Genomic DNA, 13,260 nt, shown 5'->3' with positions numbered 1-13,260 from the left:
GCGGGGTCAAGGCTGGGCGTCCTCCAGCTTCCAGCCTCGCTTGCCGGGCCAGAAGCCGTAGGCCTGTCCGAGCACATTGAAGGACACCCCGCGTAGCCGGGCGTCCGCCAGCACCCTCACCAGGATGTAGTTGAGGGGGATCACGGGCTTGTCCCGCCAGATGATCTCGGAGAGCTTCAGGTAGATCTTCCGGCGGGAGACCCGATCCAGCGTGTAGCGCCCCTCTTCGAACAACCGGTCCACCTCCGGATTCAGGTAGCTGCTCACGTTCGCCTTGGTGCGATAGCCCTCCTTGGTGAACAGGGGGGCATCCACGTCGGGATCCAGGGAAGTCGTCCAGCCGTACGACCAGATGTCCCCGTCGTGATTCGTGGACTTCTCCGTGAGCGCCTCGAAGGTCAGCCGCCGGACCTCGATGCGCATGCCCACCTTCGCCGCTTCCTCTGCGAGGAGGCGCGCCGTGCTGCGGCTGACGGAGGTGTTCTGCTCGTAGGCCACCAGGCTGAGGGGCCGGCCTTGCGCGTCATGCCGGATTCCATCCGCGCCCATCCGCCACCCGGCGGCCTCCAGGATCGCCTCGGCCCGTCCGATCTGGGGTAGCGGTCGCGGGGTGTCGTCGTGGGCCCAGTTCTCGGGGGGCCAGAAGGCGGAGGCGAGCCGGGCCGGGAAGAAGCGCCGGGCGCGCGCCAGCTCCTGCCAGGGCACCAGCTCCGCCAGGGCCTGGCGCAACGCGACATCGCCCAGCAGGCTCAGCTTGGGATCACAGTTGAGGAAGAAGGCCCCGAAGGCCGCCTGGGGCACCGAGAAGGCCTGGAGGCGTCCCCCGCCCTGGGCGCCCTTCCGGACCAGGTAGTGCGGCAGGGCCCTCACCAGGGCGTAGTGGTACCGTCGCTCCAGAAGGGCCTGGACGAGGTTCGTCTCCTCCGACGAATCGATGAACTCGAAGGCGGGCCAGACACCAGGGTGGGCCCCGCGATAGGCCGGCCAGAGCTCCAGCCTCAGGTGCGTGGTGGTGGCTTTGCCGACGAGCCGATAGGGGCCCGAACCCACCGGCTGGAAGTTCACGGGTTCGGACTGGGGCTTCGGGCCGACCTGGTAGTGGCGCCGAGGCACGGGAATGAAGTTGTAGAGATCGGAGAGGAGCGTGCCGCGGGGCCGGGCCAGGTGGATGCGCACTCGCAGGGGCCCCTCGGCTTCCAGGCGGTCCAGGGAGGCCACCCCGCCGGCCGTATCGGCGATGGCCCGCACCTGGGGCATCCGAAGCGCCTTCCAGGTGAAGACGAGATCCTCCGCCTCGATGGGGGTGCCATCCTGCCAGGTCATGCCCGGGCGCAGGTCGAGGACGACTTCCCGCCCCCCCTTGAGGACGGTCCAACTCTGCAGCAGCCCAGGAATGAAGGTCCCCTCGGCGTTCATGGTCACCAGGCGGTCGAAGACGAGGTCCACCGCCTCGCCATCCGTGTCCCGGGTCATGAGGAGGGGGTTCAGCGTGGTCCAGCCATCCACCGCCACCCGGATGGGCTCAACGGCGCCCAGGCCCCAGGAGAGGCAGACGATCAGGAGAAGGGAACGCCATGGCATCGTGTCCCTTCCATCGGCCGGATCGCGGTGGGACTGAAATCTATTCCTTGGCGGCGGTTTCCACCAACTCCACCAGGGCCTCCGCCATGCGCTCGCCGGCTCGGGGCGGATTCTCCACCACGGTCCCCATCAGCTTCTGCCCTCCCCCGGGCTGGGTGGCGAACAGGTAGAAGGTCGGCACGCGGACCACCGGCTGGGGGGCGCAGCCCTTGGGCCACTGGGCCTCCGTGAGCAGCTTGTCCCGATAGACGCCCAGGTAGTGGACCTCGATGAAGGAACTGGGCTCTGCTTCCAGGGCCAGCAGGTCCGGCAGCTGGTACTGGCTGTCGCCGCACCAGGATCCGAAGACGGCGACCAGCGTGAGAGGGCGGCGCACGGCCTTCCATCGGGCCGTCAGCTCCGCCGGCAGCTGGATGCCCGCGACCGTGTCCCGGAAGACGGCCCGGTGGGCCAGGATCTCCTTCGCGGTCGTGGGTCCCAGCAACAGGGGCTGGTGGTCCTTGGCATCACAGGGCAGGCCTCCCGGCGTTGTGGCCGGAATCGGCGGCGGCACCGCGGGCGGCTCCGCTTGCAACCCCAGGGTTCCTAGGACCAGGAAGACAGCTTTCATGGGAATCTCCGGATGCCAGTCTAGCCTTGCGATAAACTTGACTCAATCACTCAAGAATACTAGCCTGGAACCTGGAGAAAGTTTCGTGAAGATCTCGGCCCGAGGCAGGTACAGCATGCAGGCCCTGTTCGACCTGGCCCACCATAGCCATGGCCAGCCGGTGCCCCTGCATGTGATCGCCGAACGCCAGAAGCTATCCCTGCCCTTCCTGGAGCAGATCTTCAACAAGCTCAAGAAGGCCGGCGTCGTGGCCAGCGTGCGCGGCCCCAAGGGCGGCTACATCCTCACGCGGCCCTGCAACCAGGTGAGCGTGGGCGAGATCCTGCGCCTCACGGACAGTAGCTTCTATGCCGTGGCCAAGGAGGATCCGCGCTCCGCCAACCAGGTGCTCATGGCCGACGAGCGCATGAGCCTCATGCTCTGGAACCGCCTCTCCGACCACATCTCCGCCTTCATGGAGAAGGTGACCTTCGCGGACCTCTGCTCCGAGACCTCCAGCAACACCTGCCCCGACTGCACCTGTCCGGAATACGTGAAGGACGTCCAGGGCCAGATTGTCCGCGGCGAACGCAAGGCCTGCGGCGTGATGTGAGCCTTCCCTCGGGACGGTTCCTTCACCCCTTCTCCTTCACGCACAGGCACGAGGTCTCAGCCCGCACCTGGGCCCGGGTCTGGGCGCGCCGGAGGTCTTCCCCCGCTGCGGAGGCTTCGGCCTCGCGGCCCTGGGCCGCCAGCGACTTCTGGAGGCCCAGAAGGGACCAGTAGTTGGCCGGGTAGGCCCGGAGGTCCGCGCGGTAGACGGCCTCGGCCTCCTTGGCCCGCCCCGCGGACAGGAGCACGGCCCCCAGGGCGTGACGGGCAGGAACGACGCAAGCCGGCGGCTCGTCGTACTTGAGGGCGTCCTCCAGACGCACGGCCTCCTGGAGGCGCTGGACGGCCTCCTCCACCCGGCCCTGGCCGAAGGCGATCTCGCCCGCCAGGAAGGCGCGGGACACCTGCATCACCTGGCGTGCGTTGTTGGAACCCCAGAGGTGGCTCTCCGGAATGAGCGGTAGGGCCGCCTCGAAGGCCGCCTGCGCCTTCAGGGCCTCCTCACGGCGTCCCGTGGCGGCGAAGGCCGTGCCCCGCAGGGCGTGCCAGCTGGCCGTGGCCAGGGGCAGCCGGGCGTCCGGTGCGGGCTCCGCCAGCAGCTCGTCCCAGAGGCCGAACCGCTTCAGAGCCTCCCAGTGCCGGGTGGCGAAAGCCTCGGCGAAGGTGGCGTTGGCCACCACCCAGTCCAGGGGGAAGGCCGTCACCACGGCCTTGGTCTGGGCCAGGGCCACCTCCTTGCGGCCTTCCATGAGGGCCGTGTAGGCCAGGAAGTCCGCGTTGTGCACCATGTAGATCCCGTAGAAGCCGATCTCCGGCTGGCGGGCCCGGTAGCGGCCGTCGGCCTCCATGGCGCGCTCGTTGGCCTCGGCAGCCCCGCCCCAGTCGCCGATCCGCGCGTAGATGTGGCCGGGCATGTGGACCAGGTGCCCGGCGTCGGGCACCAGCCGGCGCAGGCGGTCGGCCGCGGCCTTGGCCCGCTCGGGATGGGGCGAGCCCTCGTAGGCATGGATGGTGAGGTGCAGGGCCAGGGGATGGTTCGGGGCCAGGGCCAGGGCCCGGCGGAGGGCGGCCAGGATCTCGGTGGTGCCGGGCTGGGGCTCGCCGGCCCGGGTCCACTGGTCCCAGGGCCGCACGTCCATGAGGGCCTCCGCGTAGAGGGCCGCCACGTCGGCGTCCTTCGGGAAGCGGGCGGCCACCCGGCCCATGGCCTGGGCGTAGGCCGCATCCAGGGCGCTGCGGTCCGCGGGGTTGGGCATGGCGTAGCGGGATCCCAGGGCTTCGATGAGGGCCCGCTCCACCGGCGGCGCCCCGGCCGCACGCTTCCGGGCCTCCCCCAGGGCCTCCCAGGCGGCCTTGGCCTGGGCCTCGTCCATGGCGGGGTTGTTGATGTGGGGTCCGTTCACCAGGGCCAGCCCCCACCAGGCCATGGCGCAACCGGGATCCAGCCGCAGCGCCTCCTGGAAGGCCCGGGCCGCGGCCTCGTGGTTGAAGGCATAGGCCCAGACCAACCCCTGATCGAAGGCCGCCTGGGTGCCCGGGATCGAAGTGGCGATGCGCCGGTGGTGCCGGCCCAGATCATAGGGTCGCCAGGGGGCCGGGGCCGTCCTGGGTTCGGGAGGGGCGGCGGTGCCCAGAGTGCAGGCAAGGAGGAGCGCACGGAGGACGAAGCCCATGGTTGACCTCTCGAAATAGATCGGTGCCAACCATAGTTTGATAGGAGGAATAAGGCAATATTGTCATTTTTGAAATCAATAAAGGTGCCTCGTTGCAATGGTATCGTTTTCATTTGGATGTACCCCGCATGAGCAACCCCTGCGCCCTCCCCAGCCTGGCCCTGCCGCCCACCGAGGCTGAGCTGAAGACCCTGCCTCGGCTCGAGAAGAAGATCGCCCGCCGCCTGGGCGAGACCAACGCCGCCTACCGCCTCATCGAGGACGGCGACCGCATCCTGGTGGCCGTGAGCGGCGGCAAGGATTCCTGGGCCCTGCTCGACGTGCTGGAGCGGCTGCGGAAGCGGGCGCCCGTCACCTTCCAGGTGGAGGCCGTCACGGTGGATCCGGGCTTCCCACAGTTCAACCCCGACCCCATCGCCGAGGTGTGCGAGCGTCTCGGCGTGCCCCACCACATCATTCCGGCCCCCATCGACAAGATGGTGCGCAGCAAGCCCGAGGAGCTGCCCTGCATCATCTGCTCCCGGCTGCGGCGCGGCGTGCTCTACTCCTTCGCCAAGCAGCGCGGCTTCTCGAAGATCGCCCTGGGCCACCACCTGGACGACCTGCTGGAGACCCTGCTCATCAACCTCTTCTTCGAGGGCCGCCTCAGCACCATGCCCCTGCGGCTGGAGAGCGACGACGGAGCCAACACGGTCATCCGCCCCCTGGGAACCTGTGAGGAGAAGGACCTGCAGCGCTACGCATGGCTGCGGGGCTTCCCCATCGTGCCATGCGGCTGCCCCCTCTGCGGCTGCTCCAGCCTGGAGAGCCGCCGCAAGCAGGTGAAGGAGCTCATCGCGTCCATGGAGGGCAACATCCCGCGTCTCAAAGCCTCCATGCTCGGCGCCATGGGCAACGTGAAACTGAGCCACCTGCTGGATCTGAGCCAGGGGGCGCTGAGCGCGAAAGGTGTGGACGAGGCCGTGGAGCGGCTGGGGTAGACGCCTGGAACCGGATCAGAACATGCCGGGCCGGGCCTGCCGGATGGCCTGCATGATGGTGTCCCCGGCGAACCAGAAGGCCAGGCCGAGGCAGGAGCCGAGGCAGAACAGGAAGATGAGGCCGGGGATCCAGGCGCCGGCCACCCCGCGCCAGGTCTCCACCCGGTGGGTCCGCGCCAGCATGATCCCCTGGTAGGTCGTGGGCAAAAGGAACAGCAGCAGTCCCGCCAGCGCCTGGAAGACCTGCCCCGCGAGGCCCGGAAGCGATTTCCCGAGGTTGAAGGGGAAGAGAATCCAAGCGAGCACGCCGGCGGTATACAGGGTGGACCGGAGGGACGAGCTCAGCCCGTGGCCATGCATCGTGCCCCGCGCCATCCACAGCCCCGCGTGGTTGAGCAGGCCCCCGACCAGGCCGCCGATCAGCAGGCCCACGGGCGCGAACACCAGGACGGACACGACGGCCATCACCAGCAGGAATCCCTGGGCCGGGCGGCCGGTCGGCAGGTTGAGCCAGGCCATCCAGAACGGCGTCCGGGGCAGGAACACGGCCAGAAGGCCCGGGATCACGGCCGGCAGATATCCCAGGAGGCACATGAACCAGAGGGGCGATCCGAGGCCATCCGTCCCCCGGAACGCCTCGCCGGCCCGCTCCCGGTCGCGGAGGATCCAGCGGAAGGTCTCCAGGATCCGGGTCCCCAGGTCCGGGTAGGTGGCCTTGTCTTCGAAGGGCACGAGGGGACCCGCGGATGGGGAAGGGACATCCTCCAGGAACGCCTGGGGGGGTGCGTAGTGATCGTGGTCCATGGAGGCCTCGGGGGGGTGTCACTCCACCCTAAGCCACAGCCCCTTGAGATAAAACCCCTCCGGGTGGTTCAGGGCGTAGGGGTGGTCCGCGGGCTGCCCCAGGTGGGCCAGGACGCGGGCCTCGCGGCCGGTCTCCAGCAGGGCCGTCCACACGGCCTCCTGGAAGCGCATGCGGTCCAGGTGCTGGCTGCAGGAAAAGACCCACAGGAAGCCCCCGGGGGCCGTGGCGCGGGCGCCCAGGCGGAAGACGTCCTTGTAGGCCTTGAAGGCCTTGTCCACGTCCTTGCGCTGCTTGGCGAAGGCGGGCGGATCCACGATGACGCGGTCCCAGCCGCCTGGCTCCAGCTGGCGCATGAGCTCAAAGGCGTCGCCTTCCATGCGGACATGGACCGCCGGATCCAGGCCATTCGCCACCCAGTCCCGCTCCGCCTGGTCCAGGGCCGGGGCGCTGATGTCCAGGGTGGCCACCTGGGAGGCGCCGCCCAGGCCCGCATGGATGCTGAAGCCGCCGGTGTAGCCGAAGGTGTTGAGCACGCGGCAGCCCTCGGCGTGGGCGCCCACCTGTAGCCGGTGCGCCCGCTGGTCCAGGAAGAAGCCCGTCTTCTGGCCCCGCAGCAGGTCGACGCTCAGTTTCGCGGGGCCTTCATGCACCGTCACGGGCCCGCCCAGGCTGCCTTTGAGCAGGCGATTCACGGGCTCCAGCCCCTCCTCCTTCCGGCCGGACTGGCTGCGTTCCACGAAGGCGGTGATGCCCTCGCGCTTTCCGAGCTCGAAGAGGATGGGCCACCACGTGTCGCGCAGGCCCTCCAGCCCCGCCGTACCCACCTGGAGCACCAGCGCCTGGGCGTAGCGATCCACCACTAGGCCCGGCAGGCCGTCGCCCTCGCCGAACACCCAGCGGCAGCCGCCTTCAGGGCTCCATAGGCCCAGATCCCTGCGCAGCCGCAGGGCGGATTCGAACCTCGACCGGAAGAAGGCCTCGTCCAGGGGGGCATCCTCGAAGCGGAAGATCCTCGCCGCCAGCGGATTCGCAGGGCTCGCCGTGCCCACGCCCAGCACCTGCCCGGAGTCATCGGCGAGGCGCACCAGAGTCGATTCCGAAGGCCGCGCCAGGGCGCCGGAGAACACCCAGGGATGGCGCTTGGAGATCAGCCCCTCCTTGCCGGGCTTGAGGCGGAGCAGCGGGTAGGGCCAGCGGGGCGCGTTCATGGCTCTAGGGTACTTGATAGTCTTGAGGGATGCGCCGCTTCGCCCTGCTCGCCCTCCTCCTCGCCCTCCTGCCCCTGAGGGCCGATGCCCCGAAGCCCGAGGCGGGCCCCGTTCTGCTCATCAGCGAAGACGGCCTGGGCGCCGACCAGTTCCGCCCCGACACCATGCCGCAGCTCTGGGCTCTCGCACAGGGTGGCCGACGCGGAGCGGTGCTCCCGCCCTTCCCCGCCACCACCTTCAATGGGCACGTCACCCTGGCCACAGGCTGCTGGCCCGAGCACCACGGCGTGGTGGCCAACGGCTACCTGCGGCCGGAGGACCGGCAGCGCGTCCCCGCCGCCAACCGGGTGGAGGACATCCTGCGGGAACCGCTGTGGGTGGCGGCCACGCGCAGCGGCATCCGTACCGCTGTCTTCCACTGGGTGGGCGCCTCGGGCCCCTGGGAGGGCGTGACCCCCTGGCGCATGCAGCCCTTCAAGCTCGGCGTGCCGGACGCGGAGGGCCTGGCCTTCTGCGAAGCGGCCCTGGCGGACGGCGCCCGGCTGGTGATGGCCTACCTTTCCGGCAGCGACGAAGAGGGCCACCTGAAGGGTCCCCACAGCCCCGAGGCCGTCGCCAAGCTGCGGGCCCTGGACGCCGAATTGGCCCCCTGGCTGGCGCGCATGCGGGCCGCCCATCCGGACCTGCGGGTGATCCTCACGGCGGACCACGGCATGGTCCCCATGAGGCGCCGCGTGCACCTGCCCACCGTCCTCGACGGCATCCCCGTGGACCTCATCACCCACGGCGGCAGCGCCTACGTCTACCTGAAGCGACCCGGGGACCGAGCCCGCGCCCTGGCCCGCCTCCGCAAAGCCGGCCTGAAGGCCTGGCCCCGCGAAGCGGTGCCCGCGCGCTACCACCTGGGTGGGAGCCCTCGGGTGGGCGATGTGGTCGTCCTGGCGCCCCTGGGCACCTGGCTCTCTCAGGCTCGCAGCAGCCGCGAGGATGAATCCGAGCGCCACGGCCGCGCCGGTGCCCACGCCTATGGCCCCGAGTCCGCGCCCATGCGCTCCTGGCTGGTGGTGCTGGGCGCGGGCCAGGGCCCCCTGGCGGACGTGCCCGCCTGGGACATGGCCCCCACCGCGGCCGCCTGGCTGGGCGTGAGGTGGGCGCAAGCCCCGGACGGCAAGCCCGTGGCGGCGCTGATCACCCGCTGATACCAAGGTGCCGTCAAGAACGGCCAACTGTTTATTCACCGCAGAGAACGCAGAGAAATAATTTTCCGGCTGGCGACCAGGCCAGGACAGCCGGGCCTTCGGTCCCAGGCCCCGCGGCAAGGGTCCTGTTCGCGGTAGGTCGAACTCCCTCTGCGCGCCCGAAGGGCGTTTCTGCGTCCTCTGCGTTCTTCTTTTCTTGCCGAGGACAGCTGAGTCAGCGGATGAGCGCCAACAGCACCTGGGCCAGGACGATCTTGAGGATGGTGGCCAGCGGGTAGACCGTGGCGAAGCCCACGTTGGGCATCTCGTTGCCCGTCTGGTGGTTCGCGTAGCCCAGCACCACGGGCTGGGTGTGCGTGCCCGCCACGATGCCGAACATCACATTGAGGGGGATGCCGAAGCCCTTGTGCCCGATCAGCATGGTGAGCGAATCGGCCATCAGGCAGACCAGGAAGGCGGCGCCCAGGAAGAGAGGCAGCACGCCGGCGTTGCCGGCCACGATGGCCCGGAAGCCCTCGCCGGAGATCACGCCGATGCCCGCCGCGAACAGCACCAGCCCGAACTGGCGGATGGTGTGGTTGGCGCTGTAGGGGAAGTTCCAGACCAGGGGCCCGATGCGGTGGAAGCGGCCGAGGACCAGCGCCACGGCCAGGGGCCCGCCCGCGAAGCCCAGCTTGAAGACGATGCCGTGGCCCAGGGGGATGGGAAGCTGGCCCAGGGCCAGGCCCGCCGCCAGGCCCATGGCGAAGGTGAGGAAGCTCACCTCGCTGAGGGCGCGATAGCTGTCTCCGAAGAAAGTTTCGATGGCCTCGATGTTGTCCCGGCGCGTGGTGACGCGCACCCGGTCGCCCAGCTCCAGCACCGTGTCGCCGGCCGGCACGAACCAGAGATCCCCGCGCCGCACGCGGGTGATGATGGCCTGGCGCTTGTTCACCAGATCCAGCTTGCCGAGGGGCACGCCCACCACCTCCCAGTTGGAGACGAAGACGCGGGTGGCATCCAGCGCGCTCTGGTCCCGGTCCAGTTCCACATGGCTGCGCTCGCCGATGAGCAACGCCACCTGGACGAGATCGTCCGGTGAACCCACCACGGTCACGAGGTCGTCCAGCTTCAGCCGGAAGTCCGGCCCCGGCAGGAGCAGCTCCGCGTTGCGCAGCACTCGCCCGAAAACCACCTGGAAGCGGCCGGCGGCACGGATCTCCCGCTTCGTCAGGGACTCCGCCTCGGGCCGCGTCACCCTCAGGGTCCAGACCTCCAGCTTGTGGTGGCCCGTCTGGTAGTCCTTGAGGCCGTCCGCCTCCTCCCGCAGGTTCACCCCGAAGAGCCTCGGGCTCACGAGGATGACCAGCATGGGCACCAGCACGCCGATGGGGTACGCGATGGCCGAGGCCACCGTGGGCTGGGCCAGCTCCAGGGGCCCCGCGCCCATGGACTTCACACGCTCGATGACGCCCGCCAGGGCCGGCATGTTCGTGAAGCTGCCCGTGAGCAGGCCCGCCGCGTAGCGGGCGTTGAAGCCCATCAGGCGGGCCAGCAGCACCACGAAGGCCATGGAGGCCACCATCACCAGGACGACCACGGCGTTCTTCTTCATGCCCTCGCGGCTGAAGGCGGCCCAGAAACTGTGGGAGATGGAGAGTCCCATGGCGTAGACGAAGACGGCCAGCCCCAGCTCGTAGACCAGCTTCATCTCCCGGGAGATGTCCTTCTTGAGGCCCGGATCCAGGCCCGGCGCCATCACGAGCGCGCCCAGCGCGATGCCCGCGAAGAGGATGCTGGCGATGCCGAAGGAGGCGCCGGCGATCCGGAGCTTGCTGATGGGGTAGCCCAGCGCCACCACCGCGAACAGCATCAGGAGCGGGTTGTGCGCGAAGAAGAAGAGGGTCTGCTCGATCATGCCCGCCCCGCTCAGGATCACCTGGGGATCATGTCAACCGCCGGATGGCCGCCGCCAGGGCCTCCACCTCGTCGGGCCGCGCATCCGGGAGCATCGAGAACCGAAGCACCGAGCGCGCGTCGTCCGAACTATACCCCAAGGTCATGATTGCGTGGCTGGGCTTCACGGCCCCGCTGTGGCAGGCGCTGCCCGTGCTGACGGCGAAACCGGCCAAGTCCAGGGAGGCGTGCAGGGCCTCGCCGTTGCGGCCCCGGAACAGGAGGCAGCTGGTATTGGGCAGGCGTGGGGAGCCCTGGCCGATGACTTCGATGTCCCGGTTCCAGGAGGTGGTTTCGGCCTCGAAAGCATCCCGGATCGGCGCGAGGGCGGCATTCATGGCTTGACGCTCCGTCAAGTGCCGGGCGGCGGCCGCCAGGCCCAGAATGGCCGGCAGGTCCTCGGTGCCGCCGCGCCGGCGGCGCTCCTGGGGCCCTTCCATCACGGCCTCCCAGGGCAGGCCCGGGCGCATCCACAGCAGGGCCGCGCCCCGGGGCCCACCCATCTTGTGACCGCTGAACACGGCGGCATCGCAATCCGACAGGTCCACGGGCACCTTGCCCCAGGCCTGGCAGCAATCCTTGATGCGGACGGCATCCAGCACCGAAGGCATCCCGTAGAGGACCCCCGTCTCGTTGCTGGCGGCCATCTGCACCACCGTGGCGCAATCCGCCGGCACCTCCGGCAGCCAGGCCACCCGTGACCAGTCCTGCAGGGGGTTCAGGCAGGCGCTGTGCTCGCCGGGAAAGACCGCTGCCGGACGGTCGCCCAGGGCGCCGTGGAGCCCCCGGATGAGCAGGTGCAGGGCCTCCGTGGCGCTGGCACAGAACACCAGCTCCCCTGGCGCCACCTTCAGGGTTGCCGCGAGCTCCCGACGGACCTCCTCGAGCCGGAACCGCGCCCGCTGGCCCTCCCGGTGCGTGCTGGTGGGGTTGGCCCAGTCCTCCACCATGGCCCGCCGCACCGCCTCCACCGCGTCGGGATGGGGCGGTGTCGTGGCGTTGGCGTCGAAGTAGAGCCTGGGCATGACATCAATGTACCCTGGGCCCATGCCCAAATCCCTGGAAGGCAAGTTCGTCGTCGCCATCTCCTCCCGGGCCCTCTTTGATTTCGAGGAGGAGAACCGATTCTTCGAATCTTCAAATGATCGCGCGTACATGGACTTCCAGTTGTCGCGGCTGGACATGCCGGCCAAACCAGGCGTGGCCTTCCCATTGGTAAAGAAGCTGTTGGCCTTCAACACCACAAAAGATCAGCAAGTGGCCATCGTGGCGTTGTCACGGAACGACCCTGTCAGCGGCCTTCGCGTATTCCGAAGTGCCCAAGAAGCTGACCTCAGGCTGGAGCAGGGCGTGTTCACTCGCGGCAGGCCTCCCTATCGCTACTTAAAGCCCCTGTGCGCGACATTGTTCCTCTCAGCTAAGGAGGAGGATGTGCGGGCGGCCCTCAACGCCGGCTTCGCGGCGGCGCGGGTCTACCCGGACAGCGCCATGGCCGCAGACAGACACCCAGACGAGATCCGCATCGCCTTCGACGGCGACGCCGTGCTCTTCAGCGACGAGGCGGAGCGCGTCTACGCCGAGAGTGGCCTGGCAGCCTTCCAGGCCCATGAGATCAAGCACGCGGCCACCCCCCTGCCCCCGGGTCCATTCAAGCCCCTCCTGGAAGCCCTGCAGCCCCTCCAGGAGGCGGCTCCGGACGCGCCCATGCGCGTTCGCACCGCCCTCGTCACCGCCCGCAGCGCCCCCGCCCACGAGCGCGCCATCCGCACCCTCATGGCCTGGAACATCCAGGTGGACGAGGCCATGTTTCTCGGCGGCCTGGAGAAGGCGGACTTCCTGCGGGAGTTCGAGCCCGACTTCTTCTTCGACGACCAGACGGGCTACTGCGACACCGCCGCCAAGGTGGGGCCCACAGGGCATGTGGTGAGCGGCGTGAAGAACGAGACCGGAAAAGGCTGAGACGCCTCAGACACCTTCCGCCGCCTTGGCCAGGGCCGCGTGGAACTCCGCCTTGCCCATGAGCTTCCGGACAGCGCCCGGCAGGGCCTGCTCGTAGGCCTGCTTCACGTTGCCTCCCCCGAACACACCGGCAGCGTGCTTGAAGGAGTCCATGACCGTGTCGGTGTACACCTCCCGCCCCTGAGCGTCCCGGATGCGCACCAGGAAGCTCACCTCGGCCAAGCTGTCGCCGGAGAAGAACCCTGAGTTGTAGCGGTGGATGAAGGTCAGCAATTCAATCTGAAGGGGCACCTTCCCGCCTTCAAGATCGTATCCCCGGGCCCGCAGCTCCATCTCGACCGCGCGCTTCAGCAGCGGGAGCACGTCCTCGTCGTTGAAGATGGGGGCGGTCTCGGCGCCGAAGGCGTTGATCTTCTTGGCCACCTCCCGCGTCGGGTTGGGCCGCAGATCCTTGACCTCCACCTTGACCTTGATGGACTCGGCGCCCTTCACCTTCTCGACCGAGACGGGTCCCGGGTAGGCGATGTGGATGGTCTCCGTGGTGAAGGCGCAGCCCAGGCCCATCGCCAGGCAGATCCCCGCGCCAGTGCTTCTGAGGAACATGCATGCGTCCATGGCTCCTCCTGGTATAAAACTGACTTCATTTTACACCTTGTCGTCAAATACGCCGGCTTCGACGCGATTCAAACCCGCGCCACTGCTAGACTCGGAGCATCCGG

At 68.9% G+C, this 13,260-nt stretch carries 12 protein-coding genes; 4 read left to right on the top strand and 8 right to left on the bottom strand.

What is annotated here, in order from left to right; translation table 11 throughout:
* Positions 1-6: 6 nt before the first annotated feature.
* Both MLE64_RS01480 and MLE64_RS01475 read right to left on the bottom strand, forming a co-directional pair.
* Complete coding sequence (locus MLE64_RS01480; RefSeq protein ID WP_243315044.1) at positions 7-1,581, bottom strand: ABC transporter substrate-binding protein; 1,575 nt, start codon at positions 1,579-1,581, stop codon at positions 7-9.
* Between the two features lie 40 nt (positions 1,582-1,621).
* Complete coding sequence (locus tag MLE64_RS01475; RefSeq protein WP_243315042.1) at positions 1,622-2,191, bottom strand: thioredoxin domain-containing protein; 570 nt, start codon at positions 2,189-2,191, stop codon at positions 1,622-1,624.
* An 85-nt stretch (positions 2,192-2,276) separates the two neighbouring features.
* Between MLE64_RS01475 and MLE64_RS01470 the strand changes: the two genes are divergently transcribed.
* Positions 2,277-2,783 carry an Rrf2 family transcriptional regulator gene (locus MLE64_RS01470; protein ID WP_243315041.1) on the top strand — a complete coding sequence of 169 codons (507 nt, stop codon included), beginning with the start codon at positions 2,277-2,279 and terminating at the stop codon, positions 2,781-2,783.
* A gap of 22 nt (positions 2,784-2,805) precedes the next feature.
* Here MLE64_RS01470 and MLE64_RS01465 read toward each other — a convergent pair whose 3' ends face one another.
* Complete coding sequence (locus MLE64_RS01465) at positions 2,806-4,455, bottom strand: tetratricopeptide repeat protein (protein ID WP_243316794.1); 1,650 nt, start codon at positions 4,453-4,455, stop codon at positions 2,806-2,808.
* A 128-nt stretch (positions 4,456-4,583) separates the two neighbouring features.
* Here MLE64_RS01465 and ttcA point away from each other — a divergent pair, with 128 nt between their 5' ends.
* Positions 4,584-5,435: a tRNA 2-thiocytidine(32) synthetase TtcA gene (gene ttcA, locus MLE64_RS01460; protein ID WP_243315039.1), complete on the top strand. Its 852-nt coding sequence runs from the start codon at positions 4,584-4,586 to the stop codon at positions 5,433-5,435.
* A 15-nt stretch (positions 5,436-5,450) separates the two neighbouring features.
* Here ttcA and MLE64_RS01455 read toward each other — a convergent pair whose 3' ends face one another.
* A complete protein-coding gene (locus tag MLE64_RS01455) occupies positions 5,451-6,239 on the bottom strand; it encodes a hypothetical protein (RefSeq protein ID WP_243315037.1) in 789 nt (262 codons plus the stop codon).
* An 18-nt stretch (positions 6,240-6,257) separates the two neighbouring features.
* Positions 6,258-7,448, bottom strand: a complete 1,191-nt coding sequence (locus tag MLE64_RS01450; RefSeq protein WP_243315034.1) for a class I SAM-dependent rRNA methyltransferase — start codon at positions 7,446-7,448, stop codon at positions 6,258-6,260.
* A gap of 29 nt (positions 7,449-7,477) precedes the next feature.
* Between MLE64_RS01450 and MLE64_RS01445 the strand changes: the two genes are divergently transcribed.
* Positions 7,478-8,647 (top strand): alkaline phosphatase family protein, encoded by a 1,170-nt coding sequence (locus MLE64_RS01445; RefSeq protein ID WP_243315032.1) that lies wholly within the window; start codon positions 7,478-7,480, stop codon positions 8,645-8,647.
* Positions 8,648-8,861: 214 nt separating this feature from the next.
* On the opposite strand, the gene MLE64_RS01440 is transcribed toward MLE64_RS01445, so the two are convergent.
* A complete protein-coding gene (locus MLE64_RS01440) occupies positions 8,862-10,544 on the bottom strand; it encodes an aspartate:alanine exchanger family transporter (protein WP_243315031.1) in 1,683 nt (560 codons plus the stop codon).
* A gap of 28 nt (positions 10,545-10,572) precedes the next feature.
* Positions 10,573-11,607 (bottom strand): cysteine desulfurase family protein, encoded by a 1,035-nt coding sequence (locus tag MLE64_RS01435; protein ID WP_243315029.1) that lies wholly within the window; start codon positions 11,605-11,607, stop codon positions 10,573-10,575.
* 22 nt (positions 11,608-11,629) lie between these two features.
* On the opposite strand from MLE64_RS01435, the gene MLE64_RS01430 reads away from it, so the two are divergent.
* Positions 11,630-12,541: a 5'-nucleotidase gene (locus MLE64_RS01430; protein WP_243315026.1), complete on the top strand. Its 912-nt coding sequence runs from the start codon at positions 11,630-11,632 to the stop codon at positions 12,539-12,541.
* A 6-nt stretch (positions 12,542-12,547) separates the two neighbouring features.
* Here the strand turns inward: MLE64_RS01430 and MLE64_RS01425 are convergent, their stop codons facing one another.
* The gene (locus tag MLE64_RS01425; protein ID WP_243315025.1) at positions 12,548-13,144 is read right to left on the bottom strand and encodes a YajG family lipoprotein; all 597 of its coding nucleotides are present in this window, start codon (positions 13,142-13,144) and stop codon (positions 12,548-12,550) included.
* Positions 13,145-13,260: the final 116 nt, after the last annotated feature.

The sequence above is a fragment of the Geothrix paludis genome (genome assembly GCF_022808815.1).
In the GTDB taxonomy this organism is placed as follows: domain Bacteria; phylum Acidobacteriota; class Holophagae; order Holophagales; family Holophagaceae; genus Geothrix; species Geothrix paludis.
This window is presented reverse-complemented; position numbering and strand designations above follow the sequence as displayed.